This window comes from Bradyrhizobium sp. CB82, from assembly GCF_029714405.1.
Classification (GTDB): Bacteria; Pseudomonadota; Alphaproteobacteria; order Rhizobiales; family Xanthobacteraceae; genus Bradyrhizobium.
Map to the genome: position 1 here is coordinate 5,423,396 of NZ_CP121650.1, position 18,155 is coordinate 5,441,550.

General features: G+C 64.0%; 17 protein-coding genes and 3 pseudogenes. 9 read left to right on the top strand and 11 right to left on the bottom strand.

Features of this window, described 5'->3' with window-relative positions; genetic code table 11:
• The first annotated feature begins 48 nt into the window (after positions 1-48).
• Positions 49-477 carry an HIT family protein gene (locus tag QA640_RS26460; RefSeq protein ID WP_283035845.1) on the top strand — a complete coding sequence of 143 codons (429 nt, stop codon included), beginning with the start codon at positions 49-51 and terminating at the stop codon, positions 475-477.
• Positions 478-585: 108 nt separating this feature from the next.
• Here the strand turns inward: QA640_RS26460 and tsaA are convergent, their stop codons facing one another.
• From tsaA to QA640_RS26475, 3 genes and pseudogenes are all read right to left on the bottom strand, one after another.
• Positions 586-1,077 (bottom strand): tRNA (N6-threonylcarbamoyladenosine(37)-N6)-methyltransferase TrmO, encoded by a 492-nt coding sequence (gene tsaA / locus QA640_RS26465; RefSeq protein ID WP_283035846.1) that lies wholly within the window; start codon positions 1,075-1,077, stop codon positions 586-588.
• Between the two features lie 30 nt (positions 1,078-1,107).
• A pseudogene (locus QA640_RS26470) lies at positions 1,108-1,221 on the bottom strand (AzlD domain-containing protein); the annotation flags it as partial.
• 3 nt (positions 1,222-1,224) lie between these two features.
• On the bottom strand, positions 1,225-2,187 hold the full coding sequence (locus QA640_RS26475; RefSeq protein ID WP_283035847.1) for a transglycosylase SLT domain-containing protein: 963 nt from the start codon (positions 2,185-2,187) through the stop codon (positions 1,225-1,227).
• A 96-nt stretch (positions 2,188-2,283) separates the two neighbouring features.
• On the opposite strand from QA640_RS26475, the gene QA640_RS26480 reads away from it, so the two are divergent.
• On the top strand, positions 2,284-2,931 hold the full coding sequence (locus QA640_RS26480) for an HAD family hydrolase (protein WP_283035848.1): 648 nt from the start codon (positions 2,284-2,286) through the stop codon (positions 2,929-2,931).
• 11 nt (positions 2,932-2,942) lie between these two features.
• On the opposite strand, the pseudogene QA640_RS26485 reads toward QA640_RS26480, so the two are convergent.
• Positions 2,943-3,958, bottom strand: a pseudogene (locus tag QA640_RS26485) (carbon-nitrogen hydrolase family protein).
• 229 nt (positions 3,959-4,187) lie between these two features.
• Between QA640_RS26485 and QA640_RS26490 the strand changes: the two are divergent.
• From QA640_RS26490 to QA640_RS26510, 5 genes and pseudogenes are all read left to right on the top strand, one after another.
• Positions 4,188-5,144 (top strand): helix-turn-helix domain-containing protein, encoded by a 957-nt coding sequence (locus QA640_RS26490; RefSeq protein WP_283035849.1) that lies wholly within the window; start codon positions 4,188-4,190, stop codon positions 5,142-5,144.
• A 76-nt stretch (positions 5,145-5,220) separates the two neighbouring features.
• Positions 5,221-6,363: a transporter substrate-binding domain-containing protein gene (locus QA640_RS26495; protein WP_283035850.1), complete on the top strand. Its 1,143-nt coding sequence runs from the start codon at positions 5,221-5,223 to the stop codon at positions 6,361-6,363.
• 178 nt (positions 6,364-6,541) lie between these two features.
• A complete protein-coding gene (locus tag QA640_RS26500; RefSeq protein WP_283035851.1) occupies positions 6,542-6,772 on the top strand; it encodes a hypothetical protein in 231 nt (76 codons plus the stop codon).
• 110 nt (positions 6,773-6,882) lie between these two features.
• On the top strand, positions 6,883-7,044 hold the full coding sequence (locus QA640_RS26505) for a hypothetical protein (RefSeq protein ID WP_283035852.1): 162 nt from the start codon (positions 6,883-6,885) through the stop codon (positions 7,042-7,044).
• A gap of 374 nt (positions 7,045-7,418) precedes the next feature.
• Positions 7,419-7,591: pseudogene (locus QA640_RS26510) on the top strand (translation initiation factor 2); the annotation flags it as partial.
• Positions 7,592-7,668: 77 nt separating this feature from the next.
• Here QA640_RS26510 and clpA read toward each other — a convergent pair.
• Both clpA and clpS read right to left on the bottom strand, forming a co-directional pair.
• Entirely contained in the window at positions 7,669-10,083 is a 2,415-nt protein-coding gene (gene clpA / locus QA640_RS26515) for an ATP-dependent Clp protease ATP-binding subunit ClpA (RefSeq protein ID WP_283035853.1), read from the bottom strand.
• Positions 10,084-10,336: 253 nt separating this feature from the next.
• On the bottom strand, positions 10,337-10,669 hold the full coding sequence (clpS, locus tag QA640_RS26520) for an ATP-dependent Clp protease adapter ClpS (RefSeq protein ID WP_283042895.1): 333 nt from the start codon (positions 10,667-10,669) through the stop codon (positions 10,337-10,339).
• Between the two features lie 482 nt (positions 10,670-11,151).
• On the opposite strand from clpS, the gene QA640_RS26525 reads away from it, so the two are divergent.
• The gene (locus QA640_RS26525) at positions 11,152-11,289 is read left to right on the top strand and encodes a hypothetical protein (RefSeq protein ID WP_283035854.1); all 138 of its coding nucleotides are present in this window, start codon (positions 11,152-11,154) and stop codon (positions 11,287-11,289) included.
• A 75-nt stretch (positions 11,290-11,364) separates the two neighbouring features.
• Here QA640_RS26525 and QA640_RS26530 read toward each other — a convergent pair whose 3' ends face one another.
• Entirely contained in the window at positions 11,365-11,703 is a 339-nt protein-coding gene (locus QA640_RS26530) for a phasin family protein (protein ID WP_283042896.1), read from the bottom strand.
• Between the two features lie 405 nt (positions 11,704-12,108).
• Here QA640_RS26530 and QA640_RS26535 point away from each other — a divergent pair, with 405 nt between their 5' ends.
• Positions 12,109-13,944 carry a D-alanyl-D-alanine carboxypeptidase gene (locus tag QA640_RS26535; RefSeq protein ID WP_283035855.1) on the top strand — a complete coding sequence of 612 codons (1,836 nt, stop codon included), beginning with the start codon at positions 12,109-12,111 and terminating at the stop codon, positions 13,942-13,944.
• Positions 13,945-14,169: 225 nt separating this feature from the next.
• On the opposite strand, the gene QA640_RS26540 is transcribed toward QA640_RS26535, so the two are convergent.
• The 4 genes from QA640_RS26540 to QA640_RS26555 form a co-directional block, all read right to left on the bottom strand.
• Positions 14,170-14,895: a DnaJ domain-containing protein gene (locus tag QA640_RS26540; protein ID WP_283042897.1), complete on the bottom strand. Its 726-nt coding sequence runs from the start codon at positions 14,893-14,895 to the stop codon at positions 14,170-14,172.
• 67 nt (positions 14,896-14,962) lie between these two features.
• Positions 14,963-15,718: a VWA domain-containing protein gene (locus QA640_RS26545; RefSeq protein ID WP_283035856.1), complete on the bottom strand. Its 756-nt coding sequence runs from the start codon at positions 15,716-15,718 to the stop codon at positions 14,963-14,965.
• 174 nt (positions 15,719-15,892) lie between these two features.
• Positions 15,893-16,753, bottom strand: coding sequence for an alpha/beta fold hydrolase (locus QA640_RS26550; protein ID WP_283035857.1), 861 nt, complete (start codon positions 16,751-16,753; stop codon positions 15,893-15,895).
• Between the two features lie 323 nt (positions 16,754-17,076).
• The gene (locus QA640_RS26555; protein WP_283035858.1) at positions 17,077-18,000 is read right to left on the bottom strand and encodes a division plane positioning ATPase MipZ; all 924 of its coding nucleotides are present in this window, start codon (positions 17,998-18,000) and stop codon (positions 17,077-17,079) included.
• Positions 18,001-18,155 lie beyond the last annotated feature (155 nt).

Consider the following 18,155-nt stretch of genomic DNA (forward strand, 5'->3'; position numbering starts at 1 on the left):
GCTTCTTCGAGGTGATGACAGTAAGGCCGCAACTTCAGGAGCAGCCGCATGACCGCCTACGATCCCAACAATGTCTTCGCGAAAATCCTGCGCGGCGAATTCCCCTGCTACAAGGTCTATGAGGACGAGCACGTACTCGCTTTCCTCGACATCATGCCGCGCTCGCCCGGTCATACGCTTGTCATCCCTAAAGCCCATGCCCGCAACATCCTCGACATCAAACCCGACGACTACGCCCATGTCGCGCGCGGCGCGCACAGAATCGCGTCGGCCGCGATGAAGGCGTTCAACGCCGATGGCATCACGGTGCAGCAGTTCAACGAACCCGCCGGTGGCCAGGTCGTGTTTCACCTGCACATGCATGTGATGCCGCGCCACGACGGTGTCGCGCTGCTGCCGCCGGCTAGCCGCAAGGAAGACGGCAAGATGCTGGAAGAGCATGCGGCGAAGCTGATCGCGGCGTTGAAGGCGGGGTAACTCTTTCCCCTCAATTGCGAGCGAAGCGAAGCAATCCAGACTGCCTCCGCGGAGGCATCCCGGATTGCTTCGTCGCTTCGCTCCCCGCAATGACGGAGGAGAGACCCTTCACTCTGTCTGAAAATCCCCAGCCTGCGGCGCGGCCAGTGGTGTGAACTCGCAGCGGTCGGGCTTGATGTCGATCAGCGGCGTATTGTCGATGCAGTCGAGGCCGCGCACCAGGATGGTGTTGCCCTCGATGCCGACCAGCTTGACGATCGAGGTGCCAATCGGATTGGGGCGCACCGGCGAGCGCAACGAGAAGGTGCCACGGGTGTTCTGGTTGTTCTTCGGACTCTGCAAAACGATGTCGCGACGGGAACGGTCGAGCCAGTAGAGCACTTCGAGATTGCTGTAGAAGTCGACGCCCTTGATCGCCGGCACGAAGGGCTCGAAAATCTCCAGACGGCACACCGGGCCGTCATGCCGTCCCTGCCGCGGCGTCTCCAGCCGCGAGGTCCAGGGTGTGCGGATCCGGCCGATGTAGACGAGGCCAGCATCCTGCGTCGCCGGCAGCTCGATCGCCACCTCGCCTTCGCGGAGCTCATTTTCGCGAACCATTTTTCCAGTTCCCTACTGTTCGCGAGGGTTTTAGCCCAGCCACCACTTGCCGACCAGCATGAAGAGCTCGCCGGTGACGACGCCGGCGAAGATCGAGCGACGGGTCAGCATGACGACGATGAAGCCTGCGACCACCACGCCATAGCCCTACCCGCTCACGCCCCGATTCTTCAGCACGAAACACGCGCCGCCTGCCTTGCGGATGCGGTTGCAGAGATCATCCGCCTCGGGCCGCGTGTCGGCGCCGATGCGCACCTGATAGAAGGTGCGCGTGCCGCGGCTGCGCATCACCGAGCTCAGAAGGCTCGGGTCGCGGTCGCCGACCACCGAGCTCAGGCGCGTGACGGCGCGGGAATACATCGCGAGCGCCTTGTTGCGGTCGAAGCCGGCAGCGAGCTGCACGCCCCAGATCTTTGCGGCGGCAAGCTCGACGTGCTGCTCGAGTCCGGCGACGAACGGGTTGGGCGCACGCTTGAGCAGCGCCATCAACTCGCGGCAGCTGGTCGGCGGCGCACTTGGCGGTGCCTTGCCACCTCGCCCGGCCGCGGCCCAGTTCTCGACTGTCGAGCCGGTGACGGCGACGACGTAGTTGCGGGTCTGCTCGGGCATGCCGCCGGTGCCGGCGAGCCATTCCTGGACGCGGCGCGGACCCGCATTGTAGGCGGCCGCCGCAAGCCCGAGATTGCCGAACTGGTTGCGCAGCTCGTTCAGGAATTCCGCCGATTTCGGCAGCGCCTGCACGGGATTGAAGGGATCGAGGAGCCCGCGCTCGCTGGCGGTGCCCGGCATGAACTGCGCGATGCCCTGCGCGCGCTCGCCGCTGCGCGTCACCGGCCCAACCGCGTCGCTCTGGAACCGGCTCTCCTGCCAGATCACGCGGGCAAAGAATTCGAGCGGCAGGCTGGCATCGCGCGCAGCCGCTTCGATGATCAGGCAGATCGATTCCCGTGTGTCGCTCTCGCGTGCCGCCTCAGCAGACTTCGCCGGCGGCATCGCGAGCTCCTCGACACTCGGATGCACGACCCGGCTCGGCGCATCCTCGGCCAGTGCCGGCGCGAGCAACAGCAGCGCAGCGGCGGCCTGGCAGAGCACATGTCGGGCTCGTGTCATTGGCAGGGTACCGGGCGATATCGGACAAATCGGCCTTGAACTCCACGGCCAAGGCAACTAGCAACTGGCGGTACAATCAACGCAGGCCGGAGCGGAATGGCAACAATCTATTTTGATCTCGACGGCACGCTGACCGATCCGAAGCCGGGGATTACCCGTTCGATCCAGTATGCGCTGGAACGGTTGGGACAGCATGTCCCAGGCGAGGACGAATTGACCTGGTGCATCGGGCCGCCGCTGCACGCGAGCCTGAAAAAGCTCACCGGAACCGACGAGCTCGCCGACCGGGCGCTGCTGCTGTATCGCGAGCGGTTTTCCGACGTCGGCCTGTTCGAGAACGAGGCGTATGGCGGGATCGAGGAGACCTTGTCCACGCTCTCGGCGACGGGCGCGCGCATGTTCGTCGCGACCAGCAAACCGGCCGTCTACGCGAACCGCATCGTCGACCACTTCGGGCTGCGGCGCTATTTCGAGGTGGTGTTCGGCTCTGAACTAGACGGCACGCGCGTCGATAAGGGGGATCTCCTGCGCTACGCCCTCGAGACCGCGAAAGTGGATCCGCGCAGCGCCGTGATGGTCGGCGACCGCAGCCACGACGTGGTCGGCGCGCGGAAGAACGGCATGACCGCGATCGGCGTGCTCTATGGCTATGGCAGCGAGAGCGAGCTCAGGGACGCCGGCGCACATCATGTCTGCGCTGCGCACTCCGATCTGCTTGCCCACTGCTCGACACTTGTTGCGTAGCGGCAATCAGGTCAGCTGGCTGCCGCCGCGATGTCCGCGGGCTCGACGCTGTCGACCGGCAGCGCGAACTGCTCGACACGCTTGTAGGGCTTCTTGTTGAGCAGCAGCCGCGTGACGTCGGGCCGCGAATAGTGCCCGGCGGGATCAGCTGCGTTCTTGGCAACGCCGATGGCGCCGAGATCGATCTCCGCGATCAGCAGCCCTTCCTGATCCCGCGCCAGCTTGTCGCCGATCTGGCTGCCGTCGGGGCCGTAGATCGCGGCAAAGCCGCCGCCGGCATGCAACAGCGCATGCTTGTCCGGGCGGTCGCAGAGCTCGTCGATCATTGCTTGCGAGACGGTCGCACAAGGCGCAAGCACGAAGCACGAGCCCTCTACCGCATAGACGCGCGAGGCGGCGTTGTTCACCTCTGCACCCAGGGCGGGCGCGAAGGGATCGTAGAGCGAGAAGCTCGGCCAGGACGCCACATGCACCTGCTCGTTCTGGGCGTACATCGCATATTTCGACAGCGGCTGGAGATGCTCCCAGCAGCACAGCGCGCCGAGCCGTCCGATGTCGCGGCGGTCGTGCACGGCAAGGTCACTGCCGTCGCCCTCGCCATAGACGGTGCGCTCGGCATGGGTCGGCCGCAGCTTGCGGCGCTTTGCAATGGTCTCTCCGTCCGGCCCGATCAGCCATTGCGCGATGTAGAGGCTGCCGCCGTCGCGCTCGGACAGCCCGATCACCGCGTCAGGCCGGCCTTGCACACGGCCTGCCGCAGCTTCTCCGCCTGCGGGCTGTCGTAGGCGAGCGAATTGTCGAAATAGCGCTGCACGAAACCCCGGCCTATTGACCAGGCCGGCGAGTCCAGCCAGATATGCCAGGGGTAGCCGGGGATGAACACCTCGGGAAATGCAATCAGCTTCGCGCCCTTCCTTGCGGCCTCCTCGATCAGCGCGATCGACTTGTCGACCGAAGCATCGAGGTCGAGCCAGGCCGGCGCCGCCTGCACCACCGCAACCCGGTATTTCGGATGTTCGATACCCATTCCCGCCTCCATCCTTGGTGGGACAGGGCCGCTTCCCAGTTGATCGAAGGCCCAGGTCCGATGCAGTCTTCCGATGCACTCGATTGGGCCACAGCCGGATGACTTTTGCTCGACCGCCACGGCACGAAAATTCGACTGGCAAGGCAAATGGCGATGGCGGTGCGGAAATTGCCTGCGCTGAGGCTGGATCTTGCATGCAGTTTTCGGAGTGTGAAAGGGAGGCCTGCCAATGACCATCCAGTTCACGACGGACGGCAGCCCCGGCCACCGGCGCCTCGCGCTCTGGCAGGACATCGTCTGCGACGTCTTCGTCGAGCTCGACTGCAAGTCGGATCTCGGCAGCGCCTTCCGCGGCTCGGTGACGCAAGCCTCCCTTGGACGTGCGGTCTGTTCGGATGTCTGCTCGGACCGCCAGCACGTCTTCCGCACGCCGTCGCGAATCGCCCGCTCGGATCTCGACTTCGTGCTCGTCGCGCTTGGCAATCAGGGCGTCGGCGGCGTGGTGCAGGATGGCCGCGAGACCGTGATCCATCCCGGCGAGTTTGCGCTCTATGACACCACGCGCCCCTATGAGCTGAAGTTCGATCATGCCTTCACGCAGACCATCTTCAAAGTGCCGCGCGAGATGCTGCAGCGGCGCTTGGGGGCCACCGAGGCGCTGACCGCGATATCGTTTGGCGCGGACGCACCGCTGCAAAAGCTCGCCTACGATTTCGTCTTCAAGCTTTGCCACAGCGCCGATCAGATCGATCCGCAGCACGCCGTCGCGCTCTCCGAGCAGGCGGTCGATCTCGTCGCGATGGCGCTCAGCGAACGGCTAGGCAAGACGTCGCTGCCCTCCTCGACCCATCGCTCGGCCCTGCTCTACCGGCTGAAGGCGCATATCCGCAGTCACCTCGCCGATCCCGATCTATCGCTGTCGAACACCGCGGCCGCGCTTCGAATCTCGCCGCGCTACGTCAACGATCTCCTCAGCCAGGAGCACACCTCGTTCCAGCGTTATGTGCTCGCAGAGCGTCTTGCCCAAAGCAGGCGCGATCTCGCCTCACCCGTGCTCGCGCATCGCCACGTCGGCGAGATCGCCTTCGCCTGGGGTTTCAACGACCTCTCGCATTTCGGCCGCGTCTTCCGCGAGCATTTCGGAATGTCGCCACGTGATTTCCGGCAGAGCCAGTTGCGGCATTAGACAGGTCGCCGTTCCGCAACCAGACGACGTGACAAGCAGTCGCCGACAACGAGGCGCATGGTTGGGGAACGATTTGATGCCTCGTGCCAGTCTCCCGGTCTGCCTTCGCTCAACGACCGCCCGCCTGCTCCTTATGCTCGCGCGCGACGCCGCCCTCGGGCTGGCGCTGGCGTTCTTTGTTTGCATCTCCTGCTCCATGGCCCAGGCCGGGACTGGCAAGCTTCGGGTAGCGACGCGCATCGTGCCGCCCATGGTCATCGAGAAGAACGGCGTTCTGAGCGGCTTCAGCATCGAGCTCTGGAACGACATCGGCCAGCGCCTGCACCGCGAGACGGAGTACATCATCACGTCCGATGTCGGCGAGTTGCTCGATGCTGTGGAGAGCGGACGGGCCGATCTCGGGATCTCCGCCATCTCCATCACGTCCGAGCGCGAGGACAGGTTCGACTTCTCTCAACCGATCATGAATTCGGGCCTGCAGATCATGGTGCGTGGCACCGCCGCCAATGTCGAGCCCAATCCCCTGAGCGAGCTGATGCAGTTGTTCTTCTCCCGAACTCTTCTGGTCTGGCTGGGCATTGCGCTGCTGCTGATCCTCGTTCCGGCGCATCTGATCTTTCTGGTGGAGCGGCATCATCGCAACGGCATCATTCCGACCACGCGGTATTTTCCGGGAATCTTCCATGCCATGTTCTGGGCCGCGGGCACACTGGCGACCCAGGCGGATCAAATGCCCCGGCACTGGATCGCCCGCATCGTGGCGGTGCTGTGGATGTTCACGGGCGTAGTGTTCGTGGCCTTCTACACCGCGCAATTGACGGCATCGCTGACGGTCCAGCAGATCAGGGGCCCGATCAACAGTCCTGAGGATCTCGTCGGCAAGAGCGTCGGCACGACACGGGGAAGCACGGCCACCCTTTATCTGAACGAGGCCAAGGCGCAGGTCCGTGAGTTCGAGAAAGTCAATGACCTCTACAAGGCCCTGCTGGATCAGGAGATCGACGCGGTCGTCTTCGATTCACCTGCGTTGCTCTATTACACGGCGCATGACGGCAGGGGATTGGCGCGGACCGTCGGCCGCGTCTTCCATCGGGAAGACTACGGAATCGTCTTTCCGACCGGCAGCCCGTTGCGCAAGCATGTCAACGAGGCGCTTCTGGCACTGCGCGAAAGTGACGCCTATCAGCGTATCTACGACGAGTGGTTCGGCAAGCACTAGGCCGGCGAGGCGGCGCGACGCTGCATTCGTATTTCGGCAGAATTTTCTCCAATATGCGCACAGCAGGGTCGGCCGTCCGATGCCGCCGATGTGACCGAACGTGAAGCCGGGCCAGATTGCGGCGCCGCAAGGCGAACCTCACCTAAGGTCCGGGTCAGGTTCCATCGGGGAGAACGCAATGCGTCCCATCTTGCTTTTGAGCCTTCTGATCGCGCTGTCGAGTACTGCCAACGCCGCGCCGGTGCATCGCACGCACCGGCAGCATGTTGCCCCTGCCCCTCGCGTGATCACGGATCCCATGTCAAGCTTTGGCTATGCGCCGCCCCGAGGGAGGGCCCCCTATTTGGCCGTGCCAAGCGACCAGCCGGATCCGATGGTTGACAGTCCCTACAAGAACTGGGGCGGCTAGCGAACGTCGCGGGCGGCCGTCCTCTCGCCCAGTTGCATGCGCGCCGCGCATTGACGTGTATCAAGCCGATCTTCCCGCGACGTGCCATCGTGCACGCGCGAGGATCGTCGATGCGCCGATTTGCCATGAAGGCACTGTTCACCGCCCTCAGTTTCAACAGAGAAGAGAGGAAGCGGACCGATTGGGATCGCAACGTCCTGATCTTCTCGTCCGTGGTGACGGCGGGCCTGATCGCGCTCTATGTCTTCGGCAAGGCAACGTCGCGCTGGTAGCGCCCTCTCTGCCGGCACTCAGCCGCGCAGCAAGCGCGTGTATTGGCGCGGCGTCATGCCACTCAAGGCGCGGAAGCGCTGCGTGAAGTGGCTCTGACTGCTGAGGCCGCAGCTATCGCTGGTCGCCCTGGTCGATCACCGGACTGGCGCTCGTTGGCCTCGGCAACGTCGTCCTCCTCGTGCGCGTGCCGCCGAGCCGCGCTGCGGCCTTGGAAAGAGCCTCGACGTCGTGCAGTGCCCGCAGGACGGCTATGGCAGTGTTCGCCGCGTCATGCCGACCTTCCGCTTCGATAGCGAGAGCGTCCCGTCCAGCCGCTCGGTCCGCGGCACAACCTGTGCGTGGCTTAACCATTTGGCATATCTGCCGCTTGCCGGGAAATCCGCTGCTGGGAGGTATCGTGGGCATGGGCGTCGACGCCGCAACGGGCGCGGCGACTGACCACAAACCCAATCCTGTCATCGTCACGATGCAGCCCTCGGCCCGCCGCCGCAGGCGCCGGTTGCGAGAAAGCCGCGCCCACCGCGGGCACCCGACGCAGGCACCTGACGCCGTGCCGCGAAAGACATTCGACAAAAAGAGGCCGGCTTCGCAGCCGGCCTCTTTTCAGTTCATGACGCTCCCGATCAAACCTTGACCAGCGGCCCCTTGGAGGTCGGCCCCTTGGAGGGGCCGCCGGGACCACCCGGCTTGGACCTGCCTGACGGCGGGCGCTTGCGGGCGCCGGGCAGTTTCTCCTGCTTCGGCGTGACCGGGCCCTCGACGAACTCGAAGCCAATCTTGTCCTTGGTTTCGTCGGCCTCGTCCTTGACCAGCACGACGCGGACATGACCGCCGCCCTTGAGCTTGCCGAACAGCACCTCGTCGGCGAGCGGCTTCTTGATGTGCTCCTGGATCACGCGGGCCATCGGCCGCGCGCCCATCTGCTCGTCATAGCCGTTCTTGATCAGCCAGGCCTTGGCCTCCTCGGACAGCTCGATCGTGACGTCGCGGTCGCCGAGCTGCGCTTCGAGCTGGAGCACGAACTTCTCCACGACCATGCCGATGACGTCGGCATTGAGGTGGGCGAAGGAGACGATGGCGTCGAGACGGTTGCGGAATTCCGGCGCGAACTGCCGGTTGATCGCCTCATGGTCGTCGCCTTCCCGCTTGGAGCGGGTGAAGCCGAACGCCTGCTTGGCGAGATCGGCCGCGCCGGCATTCGTGGTCATGATCAGGATCACGTTGCGGAAGTTGACCTGCTTGCCGTTGTGATCGGTGAGCCGGCCATGGTCCATGATCTGGAGCAGCACGTTGTAGAGATCGGGGTGCGCCTTCTCGATCTCGTCGAGCAGCACCACGCAATGCGGATGTTGATCGACGCCGTCGGTGAGCAGGCCGCCCTGGTCGAAGCCGACATAGCCGGGAGGCGCGCCGATCAGGCGCGACACGGTGTGCCGCTCCATGTATTCGGACATGTCGAAGCGCAGCAGCTCGACGCCGAGGCTGGAGGCAAGCTGCTTTGCAACCTCGGTCTTGCCGACGCCGGTCGGACCCGAGAACAGGTAGCAGCCGATCGGCTTCTCCGGCTCGCGCAGGCCGGCACGCGCCAACTTGATCGAGGCCGAGAGCGACTCGATCGCCTTGTCCTGGCCGAACACGACGCGCTTCAGGGTCTGCTCGAGATGCTTGAGCACCTCGGCATCGTCCTTCGAAACGCTCTTCGGCGGGATCCGCGCCATCGAGGCGATCGTGGTCTCGATCTCCTTGATGCCGATCGTCTTCTTGCGCTTGTTCTCGGCAACCAGCATCTGCGCCGCACCGGATTCGTCGATCACGTCGATCGCCTTGTCCGGCAGCTTGCGGTCGTGGATGTAGCGCGAAGAGAGCTGCACCGCCGCTTCAATGGCCTCGTTGGTGTATTTCAGCCGGTGGTAGTCCTCGAAGTACGGCTTCAGCCCCTTGAGGATCGCGATGGCGTCCTCCACCGTCGGCTCGTTGATGTCGATCTTCTGGAAGCGCCGCACCAGCGCGCGGTCCTTCTCGAAATGCTGGCGGTATTCCTTGTAGGTGGTCGAGCCCATGCAGCGGATGGTGCCCGAGGCGAGCGCCGGCTTGAGCAGGTTCGACGCGTCCATCGCGCCGCCCGACGTCGCACCCGCACCGATCACGGTGTGGATCTCGTCGATGAACAGGATGGCGTTGGGGTGCGCCTCGAGCTCCTTCAGCACCTGCTTCAGGCGTTCCTCGAAGTCGCCGCGATAGCGCGTGCCCGCGAGCAGCGTGCCCATGTCGAGCGAGAACACGGTCGCAGCCGCCAGAACCTCCGGCACCTCGCTGTCGACGATGCGCTTTGCAAGGCCTTCCGCGATCGCGGTCTTGCCGACGCCGGCCTCGCCCACGAACAGAGGGTTGTTCTTCTGCCGGCGGCACAGCACCTGAATGGCGCGGTTGATCTCGGAATTGCGCCCGATCACCGGATCGATCTTACCGTCGCGCGCCTTCTTGTTGAGGTTGACGCAATAGGTCTCCAGCGCCTCGCCCTTTTTCTTGGAGTCCTCGTTGCCCTTGGTCTCGGTTTCCTCGTCGACGCCGCGAACGGGGCGCGCCTCCGAGACGCCCGGCCGCTTGGCGATGCCGTGGCTGATGTAGTTGACCGCGTCGTAGCGCGTCATGTCCTGCTCTTGCAGGAAATACGCAGCATGGCTCTCGCGCTCGGCGAAGATCGCGATCAGAACGTTCGCACCGGTCACTTCCTCGCGACCAGATGACTGCACATGGATCACCGCGCGCTGGATCACGCGCTGGAAACCGGCCGTCGGCTTGGCGTCGTCGGCGCCATCCGTCACCAGATTTTCGAATTCGGTCTCAAGATAGTTCACGAGACTGGTGCGCAGCTTGTCGAGATCGACGCTGCAGGCCCGCATCACGGCTGCTGCATCGGAGTCATCGATCAGCGACAGCAGCAGATGTTCAAGCGTCGCGTATTGGTGATGACGCTCATTTGCGATCGCCAGTGCACGATGCAGGGATTGTTCAAGGCTTTGGGAAAAAGTCGGCATTCGCGTCCTCTGTGGCCCCCACCATCATGATCGCCATCGCCCGGTCAGGCAACAACAACCTTTGTCACATATAGTTATACAAGATCGCGGCAAAAGACCGGTTCCGCGACACTGGACTCGCGCGCGGTATTTTCGATGCAAAACCCGTTCCGATTTGGGCGGGGTCCCCTCCCCGTAGTTCGCCGGCCGTGGCGGCCGTGAGGATAGCGAACCGGGTGACGCGAATGTCAGAAAGGCAGAACGCGGGACGCGCCTACTTCTTTTCCATCACGCATTGCAGGGGGTGCTGGTGCTTGCGGGCAAAATCCATCACCTGCGTGACCTTGGTCTCGGCGATCTCGTAGGTGAAGACGCCGCATTCGCCGATGCCGTGATGGTGGACATGCAGCATGATCTTGGTCGCTGCCTCGATGTCCTTGTTGAAGAACTTCTCCAGCACGAGAACCACGAACTCCATCGGCGTGTAGTCGTCGTTCAGGATCAGCACCCGGTAGAGGTTGGGCCGCTTGGTCTTGGGCTTGACCTTGGTGATGACCGAGGTGCTCGGGCCGGACGGACCATTAGAACGGTTGTCGTCATTGCCCATCCGGGGAGCATGAGCGACGGCTGACGCGGGCAGATCGAGGCTGGAAGTTAGTTGCGGCATGGCACAGGCGTTCAAAATCCCCACGGAAGCATATAGCAGCCCGCCGCGCTGCTCCGCCGTTCGGAGCCTCGCATAGGCGCGCGTCTTGTTCGATCGCCGCTCCCGACCGGTCCGGTCCTCACCGGAACGGCATCGATGAATATGGGCCTGCCCCCGGCCCGCCGCAAGCGTGCAAAGGCTCGACCTGTCCGGCCGCGGCGGTCCCGATTCCCGGTCCCTGGTCCCGGTCCCTGGCGATCCCGACCAAGGTTAGTCAATCCGGACCAGTTTGACAAAAAAATCCGATCAACAAGTTTCCCCCGTCCTTAACCAGGAACCCGGCGTTAACTTGCGGACCCCGCTCGCGTACACGTCGATGCAGACGGCGCTCCACCAACGGCGATGTATTCTTCTCGATCATTCCCTTCGCCAAGACCGACAACGTGAAGTCCAGCAAGGATGGCAAGAGCTGGATCGACTGGATCGACCCGCCGGTTCTTCATGCCGACAAGCTCGACCAGATCGTGCCGACCTGCAAAACGATCGGCACTGCGCTCAGCACGCTGATGGGCTCGCAATAACCCTCGCGAACGCGCTCACGAAAAAAGCCCGGCTGAACCAGCCGGGCCTTTCCGATTCCAGGACTTGACGAAGAGTTACTGGGCGGCCGGGGTGAACTTCGAGACGATGGTCTCGACCGGCTTGAACGCCTGCTTGGCGAGATCGTTGTAGAGGCCGGCGATCTTCTGCGATTCTGCAACGAACGTCTCGTAGGCGGAGCGCGCGAAATCGGTCTGCGCTTCCAGCGCCTTGTCCAGCGACTTCACGCCGGAAAGCTTCTCGACGAAGGACTTGGTGTCCTCGAACGACTTCTTGGTGTAGTCGCCATAGGCGCTGGCGATCGCCTGGAGGCCGTTCTGCACCGAACTCGCGGAGGCGACGCACTGCTCGAACTGCTCTTTCCCGTAGTTCTGAAAGTCTTCAACCTTGAACATCATGGAATCCTTTTTTCCTGGCTCTCGTCCGGAAGCCTGGATCTTCAAAACCTTGGGGCCACCTGACGCTGCCCATAATTAGTGCAACGCACAAAAAAGTCAAGAATCCTTGTGCGACGCACAAATACACGCAACTTGAGGCGATTCTCGGAGATCTACGCAAGGGTTCCTTAAGCTTTTGGAAACCGAGCGCCCCTACCCTGATTCCCTGGACGTGTTCAGCTTCCGACAGGCGGTCAAAAGCCGTTTGAGAACATTGCCTTAGCCAGAACAGCGGCTTGAGCTTCGATCGCTGACGATCAGCGCCGGCGGATTGGCGGTTCAAGCAGGTCATGGTCCCGGATCTGGAGGGCACAATTTTGCCTCACGAGCCGGTGATCAAGTCAGAAACGGGGACGGGGTTTCATGCTTCGTAAGAACTGGTCTTCCTCGCGCTTGGCGCGGGCTGGAGTCTTCGGGCTTCTTACTGTCACCACCGCGGTCATCTTCACGACTGACGCTGCCGAAGCGCGGCGCCACCGCGGTCGGCACTACGCACACCGCGTGCATCGCGACTCCGGCGAGAGCTACAGCCCACAGTTCGCCTCGATCATCGTCGACGGCAACTCCGGTGCGACGCTGCAAGCGACGAGCCCGGACGGGATTCGTCACCCCGCCTCCCTCACCAAGATCATGACGCTCTATTTGCTGTTCGAGCGACTGGAGTCCGGCAAGATCAAGCTCGACACCGAGATGCCGGTGTCCGCACACGCCGCCGATCAGGATCCCACCAAGCTGGGCTTGCGCCCCGGCCAGACCATCCGGGTCGAGGACGCGATCAAGGGCCTCGTCACGCGTTCCGCGAATGACGCCGCGGTCGTCATCGCCGAATATATCGGCGGTACCGAAGACGATTTTGCCAGCATGATGACGCGCAAAGCGCACGCGCTCGGCATGTCCAGGACGGTCTATCGCAACGCGTCGGGCCTTCCCAACGACGAACAGAACACGACAGCGCGCGACCAGGCTACGCTCGGCCGCGCGATCCAGGATCGCTTCCCGCGCTACTATCGCTACTTCTCGACCACGGCCTTCAATTTCCGTGGCCGCACCATCACCGGCCACAATCACCTGCTCGGCAGCGTTGAAGGCGTCGACGGCATCAAGACCGGCTACACCCGCGCCTCCGGCTTCAATCTCGTCAGCTCAATTCACCGCGGCAACCGCTTCCTGGTCGGCGTGGTCCTGGGCGGCCGCAGCGGCGGCTCGCGCGATGCCATCATGCGCAACCTGCTCGCGGAGAACCTCGAGAAGGGCGCGGGCACCCGCACCGTGGCAGCCATCACCGAGCGCAATGGTGCCGACACCAACACCGACGTCGCCGATGCATCGGACACTCCGGTGCGCCCCGCTCCACAGGTTCAGGCGGCCGCAGCCCCCGCTCCCGAAGCACCCGCGCCGCGCCCCGCCTCGCGCCTCGCCACGCTTGCCGCCGCCACCGCGGCGATGCCTCCGGGCGCCAAGCCGGAGCCCAAGACGGTCGAGTCCAAGATCGAACCCGCGCCGCTGACCAATGGCGTGATCTCGAGCCAACCGCTCTCGACCATCCCCGGCTCGTCCGAGCCGATGAAGCCGGTCAGAGTGAAGACGGTTCAGGTCAAGGCCGGCACCGTGAAGGTCGCTTCCGCCGCCCCGTCGCAACCAGCGCCGCCGATCACCAACACGATCTCCAGCGCGCGTGCTGAAGTCGCGGAAACCTCCGGCGCCGTCGTCGCCAAGGCCGACGTCGTCAGCAAGCCGGACGTCGTCGCCAGGCCTGAAGTCGTCAAGCCTGAAGTCGCCCGCAGCGAGCTGCCGCCGCAGCCGCCGGGCTTTGGCACCGGCAACGGCATCCTCGGCGTCCTGCCGGCTTCCGGCGCCTCGGCCCCCACGGCGGCGCCCGCCGCAAAACTCGGCTCGGGCGAGCCGGCCCCGCAGCCGATCCAGATGAGCGCGACGACCAGGCCGGTCGTCACGCACACCGGCTGGATCGTTCAGGTCGGCGCGCTGGAGAGCGAGAACGAGGCGCAGCAGCGTATCGAAGCCGCCCGCAGTTCGGCTCGCGGCCTCCTCAGCAAGGCCGACCCCTTCACCGAGGTCGTTGCCAAGGACAATCGCAAGCTGTTCCGCGCCCGCTTTGCCGGGCTGGAGCGCGATCAGGCGGAAGCCGTCTGCCGCACGCTGAAACGCGCCGAGATCTCCTGCATCACCGTCCGCAACTGACTCCGTTCAGATCGATCCGATCCCAATGCCCGCGCCTTCCGCGCGGGCATTATCGTTTCCGGCGGACGCGAAGAGCCTTCCGCGACAACCTCTCGTCAAGGATTTACGGTTAAGACTTTGCTCAAGGGATCGACCACGCCGACAATGGCGGGCGGCACGGGGCGACGGCAGACAGAGCAAGCGGAGCTGACGCGGTACGAGCGTTTGTAGCGTTGGTTGCCGGAGTTAGCCGTTATGCGTGCGAAGCAGGGTATCCTTGGCCTCGTTTACCCGGGCAGCGAGATACGTCGAGCCCCCCTGGTCGGGATGCAGTTTCTTCATCAGGGTCTTGTGGGCCCGGCCGATCTCGTCGCGCCCCGCTCCCGGCTGCAGGCCAAGGATCTGATAGGCTTCCTCCACCGTCATTTTGCCGCTCGGCGCCGCGCGGCCCTGCCGCCCTGCCGCATCGCCCTGCGCGTTCTGACGCCAGGCGGGAAACCGGCGGTCCAGATAGCTTTCGAGTAACGCGACGCTCTCCGCGTCGAAGCCAGGGCACATCGCAAGCAGCGCGGCAAGATCGAACTCGTCGAGCGAACGCCCGGCGTAAGGCCCGGCGACGATCTCGCCTGCAAGCTGACCCGAGTCGTGGTCCAGCCGCATGTCCAGAAATTGTGAGCGGACGTGCGAGGTCTGCCCCGGCGAACGCGTCGCACCGCCGAACAACCCGCCGATATTGCCGAAGCCGGAGTTCGCGAGCGGTGTCCACCCGAGCAGGCCGGCACCGAAGATACCGAGGGGGATCGCGACCGCGAGTTCGCCCCGCAGGCCCGTGAAAGCCGCGACCGCCAGCGCCACGACCCCGCCGCCGACCTTGATCGCGCGCGCGAGCACCGCCGGATTGGCGGAACGGAACATCTGCAGCAGCAGGTAAAGGGTAACGACGGCGACAGCGCCTGCGATCAGGGTCGGCATGAGCGCAATATAGTCGCCTCGGTCACAAAAAGCATGCGGCCGCGCTTCAATGTGGACGGCCAATACTTCACTTCATCTGCCCGATCAGCCTGGCCGCGCCGCTTGTCGTCTTGGCCAGCCTGAGCAGAGCCTCGCGGCCGCCGGCGGCGTAGGCCGCTGCCGCGCGCAAGAGCTCGCGCAGCTGCGCCGCCGCGCCCGGATCGAATCTGCACCAGGCCCCGCCGGTCAGCCGTGCGATCTCGCGGAACGCCTGCTCGGCGGTCGCATCATGACCTTCCTGGAACATGAAGACCGGGACCTTGAGCATACCGAGCTCGCCCGCTTTGGCACAGAGCTCGTCGACCTTCTCCTCCATGGCGTCGCCGACGAAAACCACCGCGCGCACGCCGGAGGATGCCGCTTCGCGCCGCGCCTCCGAAAGCACCCTGCCGATCTGGGTGTCGCCGCCGCGGCAATCGATCTTGCTCATCAGGCTCGCGAGCTTGGTGCTGTCGGAGATCCATCCTGTCGCACGGCACTCGTTGAACCCGCGGTAGTAGACAAGCCGGATATCGAGGCTGCCGAGCGCCGCCGCCTCGCGGAACATGTCGGCCTGGAGCGCACAGGCCATGTCCCAGGTCGGCTGCCGGCTCATCGTGGCGTCGAGCGCGAAGATCAATCGGCCCTTCGCGCCCGGCGCATGCGGCGACATCGCGCGCGCCTTGGCGACGAAGGCCGCGATGTCGTCGCTGGTGGACGTCTTGGCCTGCGGCAACCTGCCATCGGCCCCGGTCCGCGCCGACACGGCATCGCCGCTGCGTGGTTTGGTCGGTTCGCCAGACATCCCTGCTCGCACACTTGCTACACGACCCCTATGTGGCGAGCGCGCTGTGATCGGTCAATGTGCAAAGGCCTCCGCGGCGGTCAGCAGCGGAGGCCTGGCAGGGACAAAATTCGAGGTGGACCGAGGGGGTCAGCTCTTGTGCGGTCAGCTCTTGGGCGGTCAGCTGTTGGGCGGTCAGCTCTTGGCGGGTGCCATTAGTGCGACCGGACCGGGCTCGAGGACCTTGGGCGGCGCGCTGAGGGTATCGACCGGCGCCACCACACTGTCGGTATCGCTCAGGAACTTGTCGAGCATGCCCTGGATCGAGTTCTTCGCAACGTCGGGACCCGTGTCGCGCATGTCGTTGTGCTGGAAGTCCGTCTTCACGACGGTGATGCCGGCCTTCTCGCATTCCTCGTCGCTCGGCAGCACGCCTGCATCGGTCTTGAACTGCGGATCGCGTGAGCGGAACGACAGTATCTTGAACTTGCCGGCGGTGACGAAGGGCACGCGCAGATTGTCCAGGGTCACGACCTTCTTGACCTCATCCGGGTACTGCTTGGCGAAATACATCGTGATGTCGCCGCCCATGGAATGGCCGACCATGCTGACCTTCGTGTAGTCGGCATTCGGCTGGACCTTCCTCATTTCCTGGAGCGCCAGGTGAATGTTGGCAACGCCGCGCAGGATCTGCGGCAGGCGGCCGACGTAAAGCTCGCCCGGCTTGGTCACCATGGGCGGATCGGTTGGCAGGTCGTGCTGCGGACTCACCACGAGATAGCCGCGCATCGCAAAGACGTTGGCAAGGAAGCCGTACTCGGTGTTCTTGACGGTGTTGCCGTGGTTGATCACTGCGACCGGCAGCGTGATCATGCCGCTATCCGCCTGCATCTCCCGGTCACGACGGACGGCGATATCAACCGGCACCGGGCGGTTGTCGCGCGAGGCGTCATAGAAGGTGATCGTCTCGTTCTTGATGGCCCATTTGCTCGCCGTGAAATAAGCGAGGCCTGCAAGGGCGGTGACCGAAACCAGTACGGCAATTCCACGCTTCATTTTCGTCCTCAGCCTCAGGCCTTTCTGGCCCGAAATCCCAGTTGAAATCGTGTTGCTTGAAGGCTCTTGGGCCCCTTGTCGGTTATTCCCTAATATATGTCACAGCGACGTGACAGGAAGACCAAATATTGTGAACTGGCAGCTCTTTCATTGTGCGCTGCACTCACTTTGTGGGCACGGTATTTAAAGACCACTATGTTAGGTACTCTTGCCCTTCAGACGCAGCCCGTCTGGCCGGTTCAATCGCGATCGCGCCGCCCGGTTCCCGTGGAACCAGCGGCTCGATCGAAATATTCGATTGAAGTAGTTTCTTACCGCGCCCTTCAGGCGCTGAGGATGTCGTGGAGCTCGAGCGGCTTGTCGACCTGGCTGAACCATTCGGCGCGGTTGGCGGCGCGGCGGCGGCCGCGCTCGTCGAGCGGCAGCTTGAGCTGGCGCAACAGGCTCGTGACCTCCTCGCGGGCGGTGACGTGGCCGAGACTGGGCCGCATGCCGAGGGTCGCTTCATCGATATCGTCGAGGGCTGTCAGGCCACGCGGGAAGAATTCGCGGTAGACGACACGCTCGGCAAAGCCGTCGACATAACGAAAGCCGAGCCGCAGCGACAATTCCTTCAACCCGTCGGCGACGAGCTGCTTGTTGCGTGAGCCCAGCATCGACAGGCGGTTGCGCACGACGATCCAGTCGGTGGTCGAGCCGTCGAGCTGGCGGCGCTTGCGGCGGGTGTCGCGGACCATCTCTGCATAGTGGCTCTCGCCGGTCACCGCATAGTTGGCGGGATCGACGGTGCCGAGCACGTCGAAGTCGAGGAAGCTGTCGTTGATCGGGGTGACCAGGGTGTCCGCCATCGAGTGCGCGAGCCGCATCAAGTAGCTGTCGGTGCCGGGTGTATCGATGACGATGAAATCGAAGTCCCTCTCGACCGCCGAGACCGCCTCCATGAATTGCAGGAACTCGGAGTTCTCGTTCTCGGCGATCTGCATGGTATCGCCGAGCTTGATGCAGCGATGTACCGGCAACTCGAGGGCGAGGCCGGTGCGGCGCGCCCATGCGGAACGGTTGCTGATGTAGCGGGTAAAGCTCTGCTGGCGGCAGTCGAGGTCGATCGTGGCGACGCGCTGGCCGGCTTTGAGCAGCGCAACCGCGATGTGCAGGGCAGTGGTGGATTTCCCAGAGCCACCCTTCTCGTTGCCGAGCACGACGACGTGCGCCGAGCCCGATTGGCCTTGGCTAGCCTGCACAAGCATTTAGGAATCCTCAACGCCCCTACAAATATCTTCAAGTTGACCGGGTCTGCGGTCAAGTGAAATGCGTGACAGGAAATGCAAATCGCAACGCGTGTTCTTAATCATGAATCGCGCGCGTGCTTCGCGTCCGTGGTGCAGCCCACATCGTCGCGCCG